The organism is Bradyrhizobium sp. USDA 3315, from assembly GCF_054056795.1.
In genome coordinates this window covers 3,784,948-3,805,017 of the sequence record NZ_JBSRYP010000001.1, presented here as the reverse complement: position 1 = coordinate 3,805,017, position 20,070 = coordinate 3,784,948, and the positions used below count along the sequence as shown (strand labels likewise).

19 protein-coding genes are annotated in these 20,070 nt (G+C 65.1%); 8 read left to right on the top strand and 11 right to left on the bottom strand.

Features of this window, described 5'->3' with window-relative positions:
• The first annotated feature begins 34 nt into the window (after positions 1-34).
• The 3 genes from ACVIYL_RS17480 to ACVIYL_RS17470 all read left to right on the top strand — a co-directional run bounded on the left by ACVIYL_RS17480 (position 35) and on the right by ACVIYL_RS17470 (position 5,163).
• On the top strand, positions 35-2,098 hold the full coding sequence (locus tag ACVIYL_RS17480; protein WP_456779277.1) for a hypothetical protein: 2,064 nt from the start codon (positions 35-37) through the stop codon (positions 2,096-2,098).
• A 164-nt stretch (positions 2,099-2,262) separates the two neighbouring features.
• Positions 2,263-2,685: a DUF2946 family protein gene (locus tag ACVIYL_RS17475; protein ID WP_456779276.1), complete on the top strand. Its 423-nt coding sequence runs from the start codon at positions 2,263-2,265 to the stop codon at positions 2,683-2,685.
• Positions 2,686-2,796: 111 nt separating this feature from the next.
• The gene (locus ACVIYL_RS17470; protein ID WP_456779275.1) at positions 2,797-5,163 is read left to right on the top strand and encodes a TonB-dependent receptor; all 2,367 of its coding nucleotides are present in this window, start codon (positions 2,797-2,799) and stop codon (positions 5,161-5,163) included.
• A 58-nt stretch (positions 5,164-5,221) separates the two neighbouring features.
• Here the strand turns inward: ACVIYL_RS17470 and ACVIYL_RS17465 are convergent, their stop codons facing one another.
• From ACVIYL_RS17465 to ACVIYL_RS17455, 3 genes are all read right to left on the bottom strand, one after another.
• Entirely contained in the window at positions 5,222-5,539 is a 318-nt protein-coding gene (locus tag ACVIYL_RS17465) for an EthD family reductase (RefSeq protein ID WP_225158578.1), read from the bottom strand.
• A 112-nt stretch (positions 5,540-5,651) separates the two neighbouring features.
• Positions 5,652-6,164 (bottom strand): GNAT family N-acetyltransferase, encoded by a 513-nt coding sequence (locus ACVIYL_RS17460; protein ID WP_038386020.1) that lies wholly within the window; start codon positions 6,162-6,164, stop codon positions 5,652-5,654.
• 39 nt (positions 6,165-6,203) lie between these two features.
• Positions 6,204-6,692, bottom strand: coding sequence for an NUDIX domain-containing protein (locus tag ACVIYL_RS17455; protein ID WP_456779274.1), 489 nt, complete (start codon positions 6,690-6,692; stop codon positions 6,204-6,206).
• A 147-nt stretch (positions 6,693-6,839) separates the two neighbouring features.
• On the opposite strand from ACVIYL_RS17455, the gene ACVIYL_RS17450 reads away from it, so the two are divergent.
• Positions 6,840-7,727 (top strand): metallophosphoesterase family protein, encoded by an 888-nt coding sequence (locus ACVIYL_RS17450; protein ID WP_076830260.1) that lies wholly within the window; start codon positions 6,840-6,842, stop codon positions 7,725-7,727.
• Here the strand turns inward: ACVIYL_RS17450 and ACVIYL_RS17445 are convergent.
• The 3 genes from ACVIYL_RS17445 to ACVIYL_RS17435 form a co-directional block, all read right to left on the bottom strand.
• Complete coding sequence (locus ACVIYL_RS17445) at positions 7,724-8,470, bottom strand: glycine-rich domain-containing protein (RefSeq protein ID WP_253607121.1); 747 nt, start codon at positions 8,468-8,470, stop codon at positions 7,724-7,726. The genes ACVIYL_RS17450 and ACVIYL_RS17445 overlap by 4 nt on opposite strands.
• Positions 8,471-8,491: 21 nt before the next feature.
• Positions 8,492-9,064, bottom strand: a complete 573-nt coding sequence (locus tag ACVIYL_RS17440; RefSeq protein ID WP_456779273.1) for a hypothetical protein — start codon at positions 9,062-9,064, stop codon at positions 8,492-8,494.
• Between the two features lie 310 nt (positions 9,065-9,374).
• A complete protein-coding gene (locus tag ACVIYL_RS17435; RefSeq protein ID WP_016839740.1) occupies positions 9,375-9,584 on the bottom strand; it encodes a DUF4170 domain-containing protein in 210 nt (69 codons plus the stop codon).
• A 423-nt stretch (positions 9,585-10,007) separates the two neighbouring features.
• Between ACVIYL_RS17435 and ACVIYL_RS17430 the strand changes: the two genes are divergently transcribed.
• Positions 10,008-11,450 (top strand): helix-turn-helix domain-containing protein, encoded by a 1,443-nt coding sequence (locus ACVIYL_RS17430; protein ID WP_028333203.1) that lies wholly within the window; start codon positions 10,008-10,010, stop codon positions 11,448-11,450.
• An 18-nt stretch (positions 11,451-11,468) separates the two neighbouring features.
• Here ACVIYL_RS17430 and ACVIYL_RS17425 read toward each other — a convergent pair whose 3' ends face one another.
• Complete coding sequence (locus ACVIYL_RS17425) at positions 11,469-11,621, bottom strand: hypothetical protein (protein WP_283068693.1); 153 nt, start codon at positions 11,619-11,621, stop codon at positions 11,469-11,471.
• Between the two features lie 273 nt (positions 11,622-11,894).
• On the opposite strand from ACVIYL_RS17425, the gene ACVIYL_RS17420 reads away from it, so the two are divergent.
• Positions 11,895-12,719 (top strand): Spy/CpxP family protein refolding chaperone, encoded by an 825-nt coding sequence (locus ACVIYL_RS17420; protein WP_456779272.1) that lies wholly within the window; start codon positions 11,895-11,897, stop codon positions 12,717-12,719.
• 77 nt (positions 12,720-12,796) lie between these two features.
• On the top strand, positions 12,797-13,171 hold the full coding sequence (locus ACVIYL_RS17415) for a Spy/CpxP family protein refolding chaperone (protein ID WP_456779271.1): 375 nt from the start codon (positions 12,797-12,799) through the stop codon (positions 13,169-13,171).
• A 314-nt stretch (positions 13,172-13,485) separates the two neighbouring features.
• Here ACVIYL_RS17415 and ACVIYL_RS17410 read toward each other — a convergent pair whose 3' ends face one another.
• Positions 13,486-14,853, bottom strand: a complete 1,368-nt coding sequence (locus ACVIYL_RS17410) for an IS1182 family transposase (protein ID WP_310883540.1) — start codon at positions 14,851-14,853, stop codon at positions 13,486-13,488.
• Positions 14,854-15,293: 440 nt separating this feature from the next.
• The gene (locus ACVIYL_RS17405) at positions 15,294-15,629 is read right to left on the bottom strand and encodes a GYD domain-containing protein (protein WP_028333204.1); all 336 of its coding nucleotides are present in this window, start codon (positions 15,627-15,629) and stop codon (positions 15,294-15,296) included.
• 395 nt (positions 15,630-16,024) lie between these two features.
• Between ACVIYL_RS17405 and ACVIYL_RS17400 the strand changes: the two genes are divergently transcribed.
• Positions 16,025-16,975, top strand: a complete 951-nt coding sequence (locus tag ACVIYL_RS17400; RefSeq protein WP_456779270.1) for an aldo/keto reductase — start codon at positions 16,025-16,027, stop codon at positions 16,973-16,975.
• 195 nt (positions 16,976-17,170) lie between these two features.
• Here the strand turns inward: ACVIYL_RS17400 and htpX are convergent, their stop codons facing one another.
• Complete coding sequence (htpX, locus tag ACVIYL_RS17395) at positions 17,171-18,100, bottom strand: zinc metalloprotease HtpX (protein ID WP_028333206.1); 930 nt, start codon at positions 18,098-18,100, stop codon at positions 17,171-17,173.
• 216 nt (positions 18,101-18,316) lie between these two features.
• Entirely contained in the window at positions 18,317-19,969 is a 1,653-nt protein-coding gene (locus ACVIYL_RS17390; RefSeq protein WP_456779269.1) for an ATP-binding protein, read from the bottom strand.
• Between the last annotated feature and the right edge of the window lie 101 nt (positions 19,970-20,070).

Below are 20,070 nucleotides of genomic sequence, written 5' to 3'. Positions count from 1 at the left end.
CTTTCGCATCGCCCCGGAATGACGGAGTGACGTCATGAACTACGGTATCGCGTTCACACCGCTGGTTCCTTCGCTCGTGCTGTGGCTTGCGCTCGGCGCGATCGTCGTCATTGCCGTATTGCTGCTGGTGTCGCGCGCGCGGGGCGCCGCGGTACGGGTCGCGGCGCTGGCGCTGATCCTGCTGGCACTGGCCAATCCCTCCTTCACCCGCGAGGACCGCGAGCCGCTGTCCTCGGTCGCTGCCGTCGTGGTCGACAAGAGCCCGAGCCAGAATTTCGGCACGCGCAACCAGGAGACCGACAAGGCGCGGCAGGCGCTGGTCGACAGCCTGAAGCAGATCAAGGGCCTCGAGGTCCGCGTCGTCGAGGCCGGTCAGGCCGATGGCGAGACCGATGGCACAAAACTGTTCGGCGCGCTGACGTCGGCGCTGTCGGACGTTCCGGTCGAGCGCGTCGCCGGCGCCTTCATGATCACCGATGGCCGCGTGCACGACATTCCCGCCAACGCCCAGGCGCTCGGCTTCCAGGCGCCGGTGCATGCGCTGATCACCGGCCGCAAGGACGAGCGCGACCGCCGCATCGCGATCACCGCCGCGCCGCGCTTCGGCATCGTCGGCCAGACCCAGACCATCACCTTTCGGCTCGACGACCAGGGCGTCACCGGCGAGCGCGCCAAGGTCACGATCCGCCGCGACGGCGAAGTGATCAACGAGCGCACGCTGACCAGCGGCCAGACCTCGAGCGTCGACATCGACATCAAGCACGCCGGGCCCAACATCGTCGAGATCGAGGCCTCGCCGCTCGAGAACGAGCTGACGCCGGTCAACAACCGCGCCGTGGTCGCGATCGACGGCGTGCGCGACAAGCTGCGCGTGCTGCTGGTGTCCGGCGAGCCGCATTCCGGCGAACGCACCTGGCGCAACCTCCTGAAGTCCGACCCCAGCGTCGATCTCGTTCACTTCACCATTCTGCGTCCGCCGGAGAAGCAGGACGGCACGCCGATCAACGAGCTGTCGCTGATCGCATTTCCGACCCGCGAGCTGTTCCAGCAGAAGATCAACGAATTCCAGCTGATCATCTTCGACCGCTACGCCCGCCAGGGCGTGCTGCCGATCGCCTATTTCGACAACATCGCGCGCTATGTCCGCGCCGGCGGCGCGGTGCTGGTCTCCGCCGGCCCCGACTACGCCTCGACCACCAGCATCTGGCGCACGCCGCTGGACTCCGTGCTGCCGGCCGAACCGGTCGGCGTGACCGAGAAGCCGTTCTACGCGCATCTGAGCGATGCCGGTAAGCGCCATCCGGTGACGCGCGGGCTGGAAGGCTCGAATGCCGAGCCGCCGCATTGGAGCCGGTTCTTCCGCACCGTCGATACCCGCAACGCGATCAATCCGCCGGTCATGACCGGAGCCGACGGCAAGCCGCTGCTGCTGCTGTCGCGCTTCGGCGAAGGCCGCGTCGCGCTGCTGCTCTCGGACCACATCTGGCTGTGGGCGCGCGGCTACGAGGGCGGCGGCCCGCATCTCGATTTGTTGCGGCGGGTGTCGCACTGGCTGATGAAGCAGCCCGACCTCGACGAAGAGGCGCTGCGCATGCAGGTGCAGGGCAAGGATCTCATGGTGGTGCGCCAGACCATGGCCGACACCGTCTCGCCGGTCACCGTGACGTCGCCGAGCGGCACCACGCATGAACTGACGCTCACCGCCGGCGATCCCGGCGAGTGGCGCGCGACGCTGCCCGCCAACGAGCTCGGCCTGTGGCAGGCCACCGACGGCACGCTGAAGGCGCTGATCAATGTCGGCCCGACCAACCCGAAGGAATTCTCGGAGGTCACCTCGACCACCGACATGCTGAAGCCGCTGGCGCAGGCGACCGGCGGCGATGCACGGCGCATCGTCGACGGTTCGAGCCTCGATATGCCGCGCGTCGTGCCGGTGCGCTCCTCCTCGATCTTCCGCGGCGACGGCTGGCTCGGCGTCAAGATGCGCGACGCCAGCGTCGTCAAGGGTGTCGGCGTGCTGCCGATGTTCGGCGGCCTGGTCGGCCTGCTGCTGTTGCTCGGCGCATTCGCGGCAACATGGCTGCGCGAGGGACGCTGAGCCCGGCCGGGCTCACGTCTGCGTTGCATCAAGCACACACAGGCAATGCATCGACACGGTTTGTCTGAACGCCGGTTGACATCGCGGACGCCATCCGATGTTATAATGTAACATCGGGGCGCTGGGGTGTTGACGCGCTCCCGATTGGGCGGGCGTCATCAGACATGCAGTGGTTCCGGCGACACATCAAGACTGGCTCGCGGCTGGCGCTGTTCGCGCTCGCCGTCCAGTTCATGCTGTCGTTCGGGCATTTCCATCCGATCGCGGCTGCGCAAGCGGCGCCCGCAGTCCAGACCGGGCTGTCGCTGGTCGATCTCGCCTATATCGGGACCTCGGCGACGCCGGACCTCGCGGTCCAGGTGACCGGGACGACCCAGCCCGCCAATCACGACAACGAGCGGCATCCGGCCGACAATTGCGCGATCTGCGCCGTCATCTCGCTCGCGAGCAGCATGCTGTTCACGGCGCCGCCGGTGCTTTTGCTGCCGGAAGCCATCGAGCTTCTGTTCCGCACTACCAATGCCGAATTCGCCCATCTGAAATCGGCGCCGGCGGCCTTCCACTCCCGCGCACCTCCCCTGTCCTGACATCGACTGATTGCTGCACGCCCTGAGCGGACGGCCGCGCCACATTCGCGACCTGCGCCGATGGGGCAAATCGGAATCGATCCGTCATTTCGACGGGCCTGGATCGGGACAATGACACTTCAGAAGAAACGAGCACTCCACATCGGGAGCGTGAGCTGGCTATTGCTGGGCGCGATGAGCCACAATGCCCTGGCCGACGACACGCCGACGCAACTCCCTGACATCACCGTGACGGCACCGAGCCCGATCCAACGGCACCGGACGGCGCCAACGCGCACGCCGAGCCATATTGTCCGGGCCGCGCCGGGCCGCAATCGCGAACGCGCCGCGGCCGCGCAACCGGCGCCTGCGGCGCCCGCACCGGCACCGCAGCAAGGCGTGCTGCCCGTGGTGACCGATCAGTTCGCCACCGTCACCGTGATACCCAACGAGGAACTGCGGCGCTCCGGCAGCGCCACGCTTGGCGACCTCCTGTTTTCCAAACCCGGCATCACCGGTTCGAGCTTCGCGCCCGGCGCGTCGAGCCGGCCGATCATCCGCGGCCTCGACGTCAATCGCGTCGGTATCGTCGAAAACGGTCTCGGCGGCGGCGGCGTGTCGGATCTCGGCGAGGATCATTTCGTCCCGATCGATCCACTCTCGACCAACCAGATCGAAGTGGTGCGCGGCCCGGCCGCGCTGCGCTACGGCTCGACCTCGATCGGCGGCGTCGTCAGCGCCACCAACAACCGGATTCCCGATGCGATGCCGACCTGCGCGGCGGCGCCGTTCCAGAGCTACGGATTGCCGGTAAAGGCGCCGCTGGCCGACGCTGGCGCGCCGGGTTGCCTCAATGTCGAGACCCGCACCTCGGTGAGCTCGGTCAACCGCGGCGTCGAGGGCGGCATGCTGCTGGACGCCGGCGGCAACAATGTCGCCGTGCATGCCGACGTCTATGGCCGCACCACCAGCGACTACAGCATCCCGAGCTATCCCTATTTATTTGTGCCCGGCCAGCCATTCAACGGCCGCCAGCCGAACTCCGCGACGCAGTCGGACGGCGCGTCGGTCGGCGCCTCCTATTTCTTCCAGGGCGGCTATATCGGCGCGGCGATCACCCAGAACGACTCGCTCTACCACATCCCCGGCACCGACGGCGCCGATCACCAGACCCGGATCGACGCGCACCAGACCAAGATCGCCGTCAAGGGCGAGTATCGGCCCGATACTGCTGCGATCGACGCGGTGCGGTTCTGGGTCGGCGCGACCGACTATCGCCACAACGAGCTCGGCCTCGCCGATCCGACCGACCCGTTCAGCGACGGCGTGCGGCAGACCTTCACCAACAAGGAGCAGGAAGCCCGCGTCGAGGTCCAGATGATGCCGTTCAACGCGCGCTTCGCCACGGTGACGACGGCGTTCGGCGTGCAGGCCGGGCATCAGGAGCTGACCGCGCCGAGCCCGGACGATCCGGGCTCGCTGTTCAACGGGCTGTGGAGTCCGAACAACAACAACCGCGTCGCGGGTTACGTGTTCAACGAATTCAAATTCACGGATTCGACCAAGGCGCAAATCGCCGGCCGCATCGAGCATGTCGACCTGCACGGATCGATGCCGAATTTCCCGGCGGACTATCTGCCTGACGGCGTACCGCAGAGCTCGATCGCACGCAATCCGTCCTACACGCCGGTCAGCGGCAGCATCGGGCTGCTGCAGAACCTGCCCGGCGATCTCGTCGGCAGCATCACCGCGCAATATGTCGAACGCGCGCCGAAGCCTGCGGAGCTGTTCTCGCGCGGCGCGCATGATGCGACCGCGACATTCGACATCGGCAATCCGAACCTGACCATCGAGACCGCGAAATCGGTCGAGATCGGCCTGCGCAAGGCGACCGGACCGTTCCGCTTCGAGGCCACCGCCTATTACACCCGCTTCAGCAACTTCATCTATCGCCGCCTGACCGGGGTGATGTGCGGCGACGATTTCGACTCCTGCGGCAATGGCGATCCCAACAATGAGGCGCGGCAGGCGGTTTATTCGCAGCGCGACGCGATCTTCCGCGGCGCCGAATTCCAGAGCCAGTTCGACATCGGCCCGCTCAACGGCGGCATCTGGGGCATCGAGAACCAGTTCGACGTGGTGCGCGCCACCTTCACCGACGGCAGCAACGTGCCGCGGATTCCACCGGTGCGGCTTGGCGGCGGCTTCTATTGGCGCGACAGCAACTGGCTGACCCGCATCAATCTGGTGCACGCCTTCGCGCAGAACGACATCGCTGTCATCGGAGAGACCCCGACCGCGGGCTACAATCTCCTCAACGCGGAGATCACCTACAACACCAAGCTGAATTCGTCATGGATCGGCGCGCGCGAGATGACGCTTGGTCTGGCCGGCAACAACCTGCTCAACCAGAACATCCGCAACTCCGTTTCCTATACCAAGGACGAGGTGCTTATGCCGGGCCTCGGCGTGCGGGCGTTCGCCAATCTGAAGTTCTGAGCCAAGCGTATCCCTCTGCCGCCAGCGGCAGAGGGATCAAACTCTAACGCTTGTGTCGTCAGTGGCCGACGACGACTTCGCTGATCTGGATCACCGGCTGCTGGTCGGTGTAATTCGGGATGTCGCCCATGATCTCCTGGGCGTGCTTGCCCATGCCGGCCGCGAAGGCCTCAACCGAGTCGCAGAAGATGTGGCACATTCCGACATAGGTTGCAGGTTGCCCCGGCGCGCCCCCGGCGAGACCCTTGTCGACGGTGTAGTATTTGCACGCGTCGCCGAGGCGCGCCTTCACCAGCGGCATGTGCTTGTCGCGATAATAGTCGTGATCAAAGCGTGCGCCTGGATTGTTCGGATACATCACACTGACTTTGATCATGGCGCGCACTCTCCCTGTTGATATGACATGCGCCGGTCTTGTCCCGGCGCTTGCCTCAACTGTGCTTCAGTTTCCGATGGTGCGCAACCGTTCCGGCACCGCTCGCGCGGAGTCAGATCGCCTTGCTCCAGTCCGGCTGGATCGGCCCGGACACGCCCTCGGCCGCGCCGTCGACCAGTTCCATGACAAGCAGGCGACTGTAATCGACCGGGCCGGGCATGGTCATTCGTCCCTTCGGGACCGGCTTGAAGCCGACCCGTGCGTAGTATGGCTCGTCGCCGACCAGCACGATCAGCCGATGGCCCTTGGCGCGGGCGTCGTTGATCGCACGCTCGAGCAGCGCACGGCCGACGCCGCGGCTGCGGAACGGCGGCTCGACCGTCAACGGCCCAAGCATCAGGGCCGGCGTATCGCCGATCGTGACCGGCAGCTGGCGCACCGAGCCGACCAGCAGCGTGCCGATCCGCGCCGTGAAGGAGACATCGAGCAAATGATCGACATGCTCGCGCAGCCGGTAGGCGCTGAGCACGAAGCGGCCGGGCCCGAAGGTGCGCTCGTGCAGACGCTCGATCGCCTGGGCGTCTTTCGGGGTCTCGGGCAGGATGGTCAGGGACAATTCGGTCATTGTGGGGCGCGGGATAGCATCTGGCGCGGGCGCGGTCCATCACCGCCATGTCGCCGTCGGCGGCTGGCCCTCGAGCACCTCCGCGATCCGCAGCCGCGTGCCCGGGGTGGTCTCGTCGGGCAGATCAGCCGGATCGAAGAAGCCGCAGGCCACGATCTCGCGATTCGGCTCCGGCAGGCGGTCCTGCCGGTAGTTCCTGACGACGTAGACCGCGACATGATCGCGCGGCGAGACGTGGCTGTTGTGGAAGATGCCGTGCAGCACCGGCTCGCCCTTGAGCTCGATCCGCCCCTCCTCCTCCAATTCGCGCCGCAGCGACTCGATAAAACTTTCGCCGACCTCGACCCCGCCGCCGGGCAGATACCAGCCATGGACGTAGCTGTGCTTGACCAGGAACACCCTGTTGTCGGCATCGAGCACGACGGCACGGACCCCGAGCGTCATGCTGCGGACCAGCCGCCAGTAGAAATGAAACACCCATCTGATCTGCGGCTCGTAGCGCTTGCGTAAATCGAGCAGGACCGTCACTGAACCCTCGACATCATGGTGTTTGATCCGTGCTTTGATCCTTGCGCGCCTGCGCGGCTCTTGCCAATACAGGGCAGGACGTTCGGGATAGCACGACATGACCGGCTGCCGGCCACTTTTCGCGGACAATCCGAAGGGAATCGCATGATGGCGGCGTTCCGCCTCGCGCATCTGTCGGACCCGCATCTGCCGCCGCTGCCGGCGGCGCGGCTGCGCGATCTCGCCGGCAAGCGCGCCTTCGGCTATCTGAACTGGACGCGCAACCGTCACAAATATCACCGCCGCGACGTGCTCGACGCGCTGGTGTCGGACATGCAGGCGCAGCAGCCGGACCACATTGCCGTGACCGGCGACCTGGTCAATCTGGCACTGGATGCCGAGTTCAATCCGGCCCGGCAATGGCTGGAGGGGGTAGGTTCGCCTGCCGACGTCACCGTGGTCCCCGGCAACCACGACGCCTATGTGCGCGCGACCCGGCATCGCTTCGTCAGTCACTTCGGCGACTATCTGCGCGGCGACGCCGACGGCGCGGCAACGCATTTTCCGTTCGTGCGCCGCCGCGGGCCGCTGGCGCTGATCGGCGTCTCCTCGGCGGTGCCGACCCCGCCGCTGATGGCGACCGGCTGGCTCGGCCATCCCCAGCTCGATGCGCTCGATGCGATTCTCGCGCAGCTGTCGCGGGAGGACGCCTTCCGCGTCCTCCTGGTGCATCACCCGCTGCACTCCGACGGCCGCGCCAAGCGGCTGACCGATTCGCATCAGCTGCTGGCGCTGCTCAGGCGCCACGGCGTCGAGCTGGTGCTGCATGGCCACGACCACATCCATTCGACGATGTGGTTCGACGGCCCGGAGCGGAAGATCCCGGCGATCGGCGTGCCGTCGGCATCGGCGCTGGCGCGCAAGCACTATCCGGCGGCGGCCTACAATTTGTTCACGATCGAGCGTGACGGCAATGCGTGGCGCTGCGAGCAGACCGTGCGCGGGCTCGGCGAGCACGCCGGCATTCGCGAATTGAAGCAAGCACGACTTTCCTAATCGCCGCCCCCGCCGCCGCCACACCCACCGCCGCAGCCGCCTCCGCTGTCGCCGCCGCCACCACCGCCGTCACCGCCATCGCCGCCGCCACTCCCGTCGCTGCCGGCATCGCCGAAGCCGGCTGACGATCCGTCGATCGAGGAGTCGGAGAAATCGCCGCCGCAATAGGGACTGCTGCCGCCGATGCCGCTGCGGCGCAGCGCCTCGCAGTCGGTGTGATAGATGAAACCGTTCGCGATGCTCAGCTTGGCGTCGAGCGCGAACAGCAGCGGCAGCCGAGTCGGCCTGACCGGATCGATGTTCTCGTATTTGCAGCAGTACCACCAGACCCGCCGCAGCCCCTCATTGCTCCTGCGCCGTTCCTTCACCAGGACGACCGCGGGGGTGTGATGCAGGAAGCTGCCGAAGGCGCGGCGGCAGAACGCGTCGTATTCGCGGGTGTAGAGAATGAATTCGTGCCAGAGGTCGTCGGCCGCCTGCGACGGCATCGAGACGTAGCGCTTGCCGCTCATCAGATAGGCGAGGAAGAACTGCCGCAGGCCGCGCGAGACCAGCGCACTGTCCTTGCGGGTGAAGCCGGGGTGACGCTTCTCGAGCCGCGCCAACAGGCCCGCCGGCCAGTGAAAGGTGCGGATGTATTCGGCGCGCCGCAATGTCTGCCACTTGCCGAACAGCACCGCGCTGCCGACCACCGCGGCTGCCGCCAGGACGCCGAAAAATGCCGAGGCGGGTGTTATGACCACGATGCCCCGCCCCTTGAGCGGCTAGAAGTTTTGCAAGCTCGCATACAGCGCGAGACCGAACAGCGCGAGCGCGCCCATGACGAAGCCGAACACGAACATGCCGATCCCGCCGCGGCGCCTCGGCGCCACCGGCACGGGGGGCGGCGCCGGCGTCTCGGCAACCGGAAGCGGCGTTGCCACCATCGCATGCTCGCGCTCGATCAGGCGGCGCGCGACATAATCGGTGACGGCATCGACGATCGCGGCCACGTCGTGCGATTCGGCGAGCACGATGCGGCCGAACCTCGTGTCCTGCACGAAGCGGTAGATCCGCTTGTCGCGCCCCATCAGCACATGCGCGACGACGTCGATCCACAGCCGCGGCGTCTCGCCCTGGCTGATGCCGCGGTCGAACAGATCGACCTTGTCCGGCACCTGCGCGAACAGCGGATCGAGCGCATCGTTGAGGATTTCGAGCCGCGCGACCTCGGCATCGCGCAACTCGACGACGACGCCGGTGCGATCGGCCGCCTCGATCCGCGCCCGCCGCAGCGCCTCTCGCAACGTCGGCCGCATCTCGCGCGCCTCGCTGCCGGTGTTCTGCGGATCGGACATGCCTTACGGTCTCGTGGTGACGGGTTTCCTGTGCATTAACCTATCAGCAACCAAGATGTCCGCAAAGGGCGTTGGTTCCCAAGCACTTAGGCCGCCACTTATCCCCAGATCAACGGCCTGACGCTGTCCCAAAAGCGGTCGACCCCACCCGGATGAACCGGATGGGGCCGCCGTCCTTGGACGTTTTCTTAGCTGCGTTGGGATGCAACTGCGTATCGCGATGTCATCTCTTGTTGAGCATGATCTCCGCGCAAACGCTTGCGTTTGTTGCGAGGGAAAACCGGTTCCCACTTTTCCGGATCATGCTCGCTCAGGCCGAAACCCGCGACGGCTCCTCGACGATGGAGAAGCGCACGCCGGCCTTGTGGCGGCTCTCTTCCGAGACTTCCTTCCAGCACTCTTCGGCTTCCTTGCGGGTCTTGAACGGACCGCGGACCTGGGCCGAGCCTTCGACGAGCTTGTGGAAGTTCATCGACCCGAACTCGCCGCCGATCACCCAGAAATTGCTGCCCTTGCTCATCGTCAGTCTCCTTCAAAAAATCGGGCTGCCTTTGCCCAGCCGCCTGCACCTTGATCCCCGCAACCTGCTCGCATCGACATTCTTGACAGAGCATTGCGAACTGCGTGTCAGGAGATAAACGCGAAAACACGAAGTTCGTACAGATGCCTTGTTTTTTATTGGTGATGTCATGTAACATCTGAACTTGTAATAAATGTCGATTTGTAAATTTTGTCACGAAATAGGTCAGGAAGCCTGCCATGCCCGGTTTTTCTTCTCCCTCTCCCCGTCCTTACGGGGAGAGGGTTGGGGTGAGGGGCTGTTTCCGCAGCGAGACTCGCGGAGAGTCCCCCTCACCCGGATCGCATCTGGCGATGCGATCCGGCCTTTCCGCGCGCGCGGGGCGAGGCGGTCAGAATTTGCTGCGGCAATCGAGACCAACCCGTGCCCGGTGAATCCGGAAAGAAGCTGTTCGTCGGTCCGCGCTTCCGGCGGATCCGCCAGCAATTGGGGCTGTCGCAGACCCAGATCGCCGAGGGGCTCGGCATCTCGCCCTCCTACATCAACCTGATCGAGCGCAACCAGCGCCCGGTGACGGCGCAGATCCTGCTGCGGCTGGCCGAGACCTACGACCTCGACTTGCGCGACCTCGCCACCGCCGACGAGGATCGCTTCTTCGCGGAACTCAACGAGATCTTCTCCGATCCCCTGTTCCGGCAGATCGACCTGCCGAAGCAGGAACTGCGCGACCTCGCCGAACTCTGCCCCGGCGTGACGCATGCGCTGCAGCGGCTCTACGCCGCCTACACCGAAGCGCGCCGCGGCGAGACGCTGGTGGCGGCGCAGATGGCCGACCGCGAAGGCTCGCAATTCGACGCCAATCCGATCGAGCGGGTGCGTGACCTGATCGAGGCCAACCGCAACTATTTTCCGGAGCTCGAGACCGCCGCGGAGAATTTGCGCGACGAGCTCAACGTGCCGACCGAAGGCCTGTTCACGGCGCTGACCACGCGCCTCCGCGAAAAACATTCGATTCTGACCCGCGTGATGCCGGTCGACGTGATGCGCGAGACGCTGCGCCGTTTCGATCGGCATCGCCGGCAGCTCTTGATCTCCGAACTCGTCGACAGCTCCGGCCGCAGCTTCCAGCTTGCGCTGCAGATCGGCTTTGTCGAGTGCGGCGCCGCGATCGACGCCATCGTCAGCCGCGCCGGTCCGCTCGACGATACCGCGCGCCGGCTCTACCGCATCACGCTCGCCAATTACTTCGCAGCCGCCGCGATGATGCCCTATCAGGCGTTTCATTCCGCCGCCGAAGCCTTGAGCTACGACGTCCACGTGCTGGCGCAGCGCTTCAACGCCGGCTTCGAGCAGGTCTGCCACCGCCTCACCACGCTGCAGCGGCCGAACGCGCGCGGCGTGCCGTTCTTCCTGCTCCGCGTCGACAATGCCGGCAACGTGTCGAAGCGGTTTTCCTCGGGCACCTTCCCGTTCTCCAAGTTCGGCGGCACCTGCCCGCTCTGGAACGTGCACTCGACCTTCGACATGCCGGATCGCCTGCTCAGCCAGGTGATCGAATTGCCGGACGGCACGCGCTACTTCTCGATCGCGCAGATGGTGCGCCGGCCGGTGGCGCCCTACCCGCAGCCGCAGCCGCGCTTTGCGATCGGGCTCGGCTGCGAGATCCGTCATGCGGCAAAACTCGTCTATGCCACCGGCATGGATCTGGAAAAGGTCGAGGGCACCCCGATTGGCGTCAACTGCCGGCTTTGCGAGCGCGAGAATTGCAGCCAGCGCGCCGAGCCGCCGATCACGCGCACCCTGATCCTGGACGAGACGACGCGGCGCGTGTCCTCGTTCGCGTTCTCGAATGCGCGGGAGTTGTGAGAAGGATCAATCCACCGATCAATCCACCGCGGCAAAGGCCTTGCACCAGCCGTCCTTGCTGATCGCACCTTCGACCACCTTGCAGCCATCGGGTGCGACGAACAGCGTGCACATCTCCTGCACGAGGCGCTGGTCCGGCGCGGCGCCTGGCCGCCGAAAACGGAGGAGCATTCGACCGAGGACGACGTGCGCTAAAGCATGATCCGGAAAAGTGCGAAGCGGCTTTCCCTCGCGACAACGCGTTTGCGCGAATCACACACCAAACTAAAGCGCGATGACGATTCGACCCAGCGCGTGTACTCGACGCGACTAATCCGTTGACGTCGTGACCTGACCGCAGGTTCACCCAATGAAAACGGCGGGAGGAACTTTCGGTTCCGCTGCGAGTCATATTTGTGACGCGATGTGGCCTGGACCGCCAAGGGAGAGACCGAGGGAGAGATCATGTCAAAGTCCCGCCTTGGAATGGCTGCGGCCGGCGTTGCAATTGGCGTTCTGGGAGCGCTGCCGAGCGCGGCCGAGGCGGGTTTCCGCCTGCGCGTTGGCGGCCCCGTGAGTGTCGCGCGCTTCGCGATGGCCGGCGTGCTGTCGGTCGCGGGTCTCCGCCACGCACGCATGGCGGCGCGCCACAGCCGCGTCCGCATGGCTGCTCTAAGACCGCAAGATCTTCGCCCCGCCGCCGAGTCGATCGGCCCGAGTGAGCGCGCGCAGCTCACTGCCGTCGCCGCGCTGGCCGGCTGGCAGGGCGGCCGAGCTGCGCAAGGCTGGTGGCAGCACTCCGACGGTTCATACGGCTGGGTCGGTCCGCTCTTCTGGCCGTTTGCCTATAGCGATCTCTATGACTACGCGCTTCTCAATGATGGCAGCGGCTTCTGGGCCTATGGCTACGGCGATCTCTACGCCGCGATCTTCTCGCCTTACGCTGCGAGCGATCTCTCAGCGTTTGCGGCCGAGCGCCCCGCCGGGAGGCGGCATCGCAAAGCGCCCTCGGTGCAGGAATTCTGTAGCGGCGACACCGCCGAGACGACCGGCCTTCCCCTCGAGCGGATCGGCCTGGCGGTCGCGGCGAACGAGGCGCAGCGCGCAGCCTTCGACGAGCTCGCGAGCGCCTGGATTTCCGCCGGCAACACCATCCGCGCTTCCTGTCCAGCACAGACCGCAACCACCGCGCTGGAGCGATTCGCGGCCATGCAGAGCCGCGTCAACGCGATGCTGAGCGCAGTTGCGACCGTTATGCCGCCATTTCAAAAATCTTCTACGATCTCCTAAGCGATGAACAGAAGGCCCAGCTCAACTCGCCCGAACGCGACCGCCGCGCTAACGCTGCGGCCGCGAAGCTGAAGGAGATGCAGGACGCCGCCTGCCAGGCGAGCCGTGAACCGCAAGACGAGCAACAGGCCGAAAAGCAATACCGCCAGCTCGTCGCCCAGCAATGGCCCCTCGACGACATCGTCGCCAGCCTGAAACTGAACGATACGCAACGCGCAGCGCTCGAAGTGGTGCAGGATACCACGATGGGCACCATGGAAGCCTTAAACCCATGCCCGCCAAAGGACGCGCTCACCCCGCCGGCCCGCCTTAAGGCCGCAAAGGCGCGGTTGGAAGCGATGAGAGAGGCGATCATCAGCGTGAACGACGCGGTCGACGATTTCCGTTGGAACCTGAGTGACGAGCAGAAGACGCAGTTCGAGGGGCTCGGTCTGAAGAAGCGGGGGGTGTGATTTTTCCATCCCCAAGCGGCGCTGGTCGGCCAAGGCGATACTTCGCATCCCCTGTCGCATTTGCTAGTCGTCCGCTAAGAAGGGCTGGACATGCGAGCATGCGTTATAGGGGCGGGCTCTAAGTAGTTCGGTCGCGCGACCGAGACGCCGTTCAACATGAACTTTGAGGCCCGCACGTAGTCAACTGAACTTCTTTGGATGTTGTTTATTGGCCGATTTTGTTGCAAAAGTCGGCTGCTCGCGATGGATTGTTCGGCCATCTCGCCAAGGACGACCGGCTTTGGTTTGCCGGCCCTGACGCTCTCTACGCAACTCTACGCGGTGTACACCGTGTGTGCCGGTGGCGGCCGCGCGACCAGGCTCGCGAGCCGCCGTAGGTTCTGAGCGATGGCGGCCAGAACAAACTCATCCTGGGCGCCTCGTGGGCCACGCAGTCGCAGTCGGCCGAGCCTCAGGATGCGCTTCAGGTGTGCGAACCGCATCTCAATCTTCTTTCGCTCACGTCGCGACTGTTCAAAGGCCTCGGTGCCAGCGAAGGAGCGTGCAACGTCTCGGGCGCGCTCATGGACGTCGCGCGGGATCTTGCGTGAGGGCTCCTTTGGGCAGCACTGCGGTTTGAGCGGGCAAACATCGCAGTCGAGCTTGCTTGCGCGGTACAAGAGCGTCTTGCCCTCGTGTGCTGTGCCGCTTGTCCCGAGCCGCTTTCCGCCTGGGCAGTGGTAGACGTCGCCGGCCGGATCATATCGAAAGTCGTTGCGCGAGAAGGTGCCATCCTCGCGCTTTGACTTGTCGATGACCGGAATGTGTGGCGCGATGTCCTTCTCTACCAGCCAGTTCAGCATCGGCGCCGATCCATAAGCGGTATCGGCCGCGAGCCGCTCCGGCTTGAGGCCAAAACGTTCCTCTGTTCGTTCGATCATTGTCTTTGCGGTACCGACTTCGGCTTGCCGAATGGCACGAGACGCCTCGACGTCCAAGATGACGCCGAACTTCATGTCGATGAGATAGTTGTCAGAGTAGGCGAAGAATGCCGCCCCTTTGTGTGCGCCGGTCCACTGCGCCGCGGGATCGGATGGCGAGACGAACTTCGGCACAACCTCCGTAGCGGCACCCCATGCCGTGTCTTCGAGAGTCGCCAGATACTCCTTCACGGCGCGGCTGGACCTCGCCGGATCGCGATCCCTGCGCCAATCCTGACCCGCGATCGAGCGCCGCTTGTTGGCGTCGGCCGCAATCAGGCTCGCATCAACTGCAAAGCCTTCACCACCAACCAGACCGGCCGCAATACACGCCTCGACGACCCGCTCAAACACATGGCGAAAAACATCTCCCTCGCGGAAACGCTCGTTGCGGGCACGCGAGAACGCTGAATGGTCGGGAATAGCATCTTCGATGCCAAGCCTGCAGAACCAGCGATAGGCGAGGTTCACCTGTACTTCGCGGCAGATCAATCGCTCCGAGCGGATCGCAAAGACATACCCCACCACCAGCATCCGGATCATCAGTTCAGGGTCGATCGACGGACGACCCATGGACGCATAATGGGACGCAAGCTCGCCGCGAAGCCACGACAGATCGAGAGCAGCATCGATCGTCCGCACCAAATGATCTTCGGGGACCGCATCGCCAAGACGAAACTCGTAGAACAGTTGACCTTGGTCACTCTTCAGACGGCCCATCATGGATCGACCTCGCCGAGAATCGCGTCAACACAACGGAATCATCGTTCGAGGCCTCACTCAACCGACTTTTGCAACAAAATCGGCCCAAGGCCGACATACGGCGATGTCGGCCTCAACGTCAGCTTCCGAGATCAAAGCGGACGCGAAGAATTCATGAGTACACGCCCTGATCTCATCGCGCCTTAGCGCGTACTGCGCTCGTCTTGCTGAAGCGGAGGCCGAGCGAGGCGGCGGACGTCATGCGACGGCACAACCGGCCGGGGCTGTGGCCGGCATGCACGTAGCCAGGACATCCGCCTGAGCTGGTGCCCATCCGTTGACGCCCCGGATCAGCGGCGCGCAACGGCCCTCGCCTCCGCGCGGGACGCCAGCAAGCGCCGCCGCGCGAGAGTGACACCGGCCATCAGATCAATCTGCGCCGTTTTGGATCGCTCGGTCTGCTAGCCACCGGGCGGCGTGTAAGCGGTCTTGAGCTTGGTCGCGTGCTGACGCACCACCTTGATCTCGTCCTGGGTAAAGAGCCGGACCAGCCGCACGTTCTGCATGGCGCCGGCCGCAACTACCACGCCGCTGATCGCGGGCGCGAAGCTCGGATCCGGCACGTCGAAGATCACCATCACGCCGGGGCCATCGGTCGCCGTGCTGTACATCGAAATCAGTTTCCCGCCGGCGGCCTCGATCAACTTCTTCGCGGCCTCGTATCGATTGGTCGTCGGGTTTTCCATGATGTTGTTCAGGGAACGCGGGGTGTATTCACCAGAGAAGCAGAAATGCATGGCAATCGCTCCGTTTGGTTGAAATGAAAAAAACATTCACCCAGGCGCGCGGCCCGGGCAGAGCATTTCGTACTGAAAAATGAGAAGAAATGGCCTGCCGATGGCCAGTCGCGCTGCCGCTCATTCTCCGGATTTCGGCGCAACCGGTGGCAGCTCGCCGCGCAATCTACATCAGACCCGCGGCAAATAAAATCGCGTTTCTGCTCTGCGACAGAATCTCTTCACTTAGTCGATGCAGCGTCGAGGGGCAGCGTGCCTGACCTGACCGACGAGCGGTCCCGATCCATCCGCGTCCGCCAACGCCTGCCAGGCGGTTGCGGCACAACGCCTTGCAAACAAGGGCGATCTGCCTCAGTGTCCGGCGCCCGCTATCAAGAACAAGCGAAAGAAAACTCATGAAGCATCGCGCGCTCGGCCGCTGCGGCCCCACTGTCCCTCCCCTGTGCTTCGGCTGCAATGTATTCGGCTGGACCGTGGACGAGACGTCGTCGTTTCGCCTGCTCGACACCGTGATCGATCAGGGGCTGACATTCCTGGATACGGCGGATGTCTATTCGCGCTGGGTGCCGGGCCACAGCGGCGGCGAATCCGAGACGATCATCGGCAAATGGATGAAGGCGCGCGGCAACCGCAACCGCGTCATTCTCGCCACCAAGGTCGGCATGGACATGGGAGGCGGCAATGTCGGGCTGAAGCCGGACTACATCGCGCGCGCCGTCGAGGATTCGCTGCGGCGGCTACAGACCGATTTCATCGATCTCTACCAGTCCCACAAGGACGATGAGACGACACCGCAGGAAGAGACGCTCGCGGCCTACGACAAGCTGATCAAGGCCGGCAAGGTCAGGGCCATCGGCGCCTCGAACTTCTCGGCGGAGCGGCTCCAGAGTGCGCTCGACATTGCCAAGGCGAACGGGTTGCCGCGCTATGAGAGCATGCAGCCCGAATACAGCCTCGCCGAGCGCTCGAGCTACGAAGGCGCGCTGCAACGCGTCTGCGAGGCGAACGACGTCGGCGTGATCACGTTCTTCTCGCTCGCCGCAGGATTTTTGACCGGCAAATATCGCTCGGAGAGCGACTTCGCCAAGAGCCCCCGCGGTGCACGCAGCATTCCAAAATACATGAACCCGCGCGGCATGCGCATCCTGGCCGGTCTTGACGAGGTCGCCGCGGAAACCCGCGCCGAGCCGGCCGCGGTCGCGCTCGCCTGGCTGATGGCAAAACCCTCCGTCACCGCGCCGATTGCCAGCGCTACCAGGCCCGAGCAGGTCGCAACGCTGGTCGCGGCGACCGAACTTGAGCTGAGCAAGGATCAGGTCGAACGGCTGGACGCCGCGAGCGCGTAGCAGCTGCCTTCACTTCACCTCGCCCCGCGTGCGGGGAGAGGTCGGAACGCATCGCTAGATGCGTTCCGGGTGAGGGGGAGCTTCCGCGAATGCAGCTATCGCCGTATTGCGGAGACAGCCCCTCACCCCAACCCTCTCCCCGTAAGAACGGGGCGAGGGAGCACACCGCCTTCGCGGCTATGGCTTGGTCTCACCCTATCCCCACGGGCCACGCTGGCCGGATCCGCCCCACGGGCTGCGCGGCGGATAGCTTCCACCGGCCGGACGCGGCGCGGTCTGGGTGCCGAGCTCGGCGGCGAGCTGCTGCAGCGCGGCGATGCGGTTCGCGGTCGAAGGGTGGGTCGCGAACAGGTTGTCGACGCCGTGGCCCGACAGCGGGTTGATGATGAACATGTGCGCGGTGGCCGGATTGCGCTCGGCCTCCATGTTCGGCACTTGATGCGCGGCGTTCTCGATCTTCGCGAGCGCGGAGGCAAGCCACATCGGCTGACCGACGATGCGCGCGCCATAATTATCGGCGGCGTATTCGCGGGTGCGGCTGATCGCCATCTGCACCAGCATGGCGCCGAGCGGCGCCAGGACCATCATCGCGATCGAGCCGACAATGCCGGGGCCGTTGTTGTTGCGGTTGCCGCCGAAGAACATACCGAACTGCGCCAGCATCGAGATCGCGCCGGCGATCGTCGCCGTGATCGTCATGGTGAGCGTGTCGTGATGCTTGATATGCGCAAGCTCATGCGCGATCACGCCGGCAAGCTCCTCGCGGCTGAGTTGCTGCATCAGGCCCGTGGTGACGGCGACCGCCGCGTTCTCCGGGTTGCGGCCGGTCGCGAACGCATTGGGCTGCGCCTCGTCCATCAGGAATACGCGCGGCATCGGGAGAGCGGCGCGCTGTGCGAGCTCGGCGACGAGATTGTAGAGTTCGGGCGCCGAGCCCGCATCGACCTGATGGGCGCCGTACATCGACAGCACCATGCGATCGGAATTCCAGTAGGTGAACAGATTTGTCGCAGCCGCGACCATCAGCGCGATCACGGCGCCGGTGCCGCCGCCGATCAGATAGCCGACTCCCATGAACAGGGCGGTGAGGCCGGCAAGCAGGAGCGCGGTGCGGAAATAATTCATCGTTGTTCCCTCACGGCGAGCGGAATGCTGCCACAACTGACGTCGCTGAGGTAGGGATTTTGCCGCTGAAGCCGCAAGGGGAACCAGTGCGTCGCAGCGACGCGGGTTAACAATCGGTTATCTGCCGCGGCGATCGGTAGCCCGCATGAGCGAAGCGATATGCGGGGTAAGACCGGTCCCGCATGTCGCTTCGCTCATGCGGGCTACGATCTCTCGCTACGCCGCCGGCTCTTGCGCGATCACCGCCCCCTCCTCGCGCAGCGCGACGCGCAACATGCGGGCGAGCTCGGCGCGGCTGTAGGGCTTTGCCAGGAACAGGATGCCCTGCTCGAGTTTGCCGTCCTGGTCGATGGCGTCATCGGTATAGCCCGACGTAAAGAGGACGCGCAGGCCCGGGCGGCGCTTCCGCGCCTCGGTGGCGAGGTCGCGTCCGTTCATCGCGCCCGGCATGATGACGTCGGTGAACAACAGATCGATCGGCGCGCCGCTTTCGAGCACGGCAAGGGCTTCGCGGCCATTGTTGGCCGACAGCGTGGTGTAGCCGGGGCTCTCGATCTGGGTCAGCACATAGGAGCGCACCAGCCTGTCGTCCTCGACGACGAGCACGATTTCCTGGGCGCCGCGCGCGTCCGGCTGCCGCCGCTCGGGCACCGCTGCCGCTGACACCGCCGCCGCGCGCGGCAGACAGAGCATCACCCTGATGCCGCTATCGACCTCGCTGTCGAGCACGACGTGGCCGTTGGATTGCTTGACGAAGCCGTAGACCATGCTGAGGCCGAGCCCGGTGCCCTTGCCGACGTCCTTGGTGGTGAAGAACGGCCCGAACACCTTGGCCAGATCGGCTTCCGCAATGCCCCGGCCGTTGTCGGTCAGCGCGATCGCGACATAGTCGCCGGCGGCAAGCCCGTCATGGCCATTCACGTCCGCTGGCTTGAGCTCGGCTGTGCGGGTCTCGATCGTCAGCCGGCCGCCCTTCGGCATCGCGTCGCGCGCGTTGAGCGCGAGGTTGATGATCGCCGTGACGAGCTGGTTGCCATCGACCAGTGCGCGCGGCAGATCGGGTGCGGAGCGAAAATCGATGTCGACATGGTCGCCGATGGTCGGCCGCAGCAGCTCGATGGTGTCGACCATCAACGCGTTGACGTCGACGTCGCTCGGCTGCAGCGGCTGCTTGCGCGCGAAGGCGAGCAGATGCCGCGTCAGCGATGCGCCGCGCTCGGCGGCGTCGCGGATCAGCGCGGTGATCTCCGTGAGCTGGCGGTTGTGAGTGACCGCCTCGGCCAGGATGTCGATCGTGCCGGTGATGACGGTGAGGATGTTGTTGAAGTCGTGCGCGATGCCGCCGGTGAGCTGGCCGACCGCTTCCATCTTCTGCGCCTGACGGATCTTGCTCTCATTGGCCTCGGCCTGGCGAAAGCGCTCGAGCAGGAATTCCGATCGCTGGCGCTGCCGTCCCTCCTCGGCGAGCGCGACATGGGCCTCGCGCAACTGCTCTTCGGTCGGGATCGCGAGGATCCGCGGGATCAGCGGCCAGAGCAGCACTGCGGTGAAGATCGAGGCGACAGCGGTCAGCGCCTTGAGCAGGCCCTCGAGACCGTAGATCGGCACCCACAGCGTGTAGATCGAGAACACATGGGTGAGGCCGCAGGCGAGGATGAACGTGGCGAACGGCCAGGCCATCCAGCCGAACTGGAAATCGCGCCGCTTGGAGACGAGGATCGCCAGCGCGAACGGGATCGAGAAATACGAAGCGGCAATGATCGCGTCTGAAATCACGTGGAGCCAGATCAGCTCCGGTTCCCACAACAGGCAGATGCCGTGCGGCGAAAACGTCGACGAATCCAAGAGACGCTCGAGAAAACTCCACATGGGTCCCTCCGGGCGTGATCGATCCGCCGACACCCCTGCCCGCGAATCACCGGCCGATCATAGCGGTGGCGGCTCAACCTACCTCAGCCCAATTGGTCTAA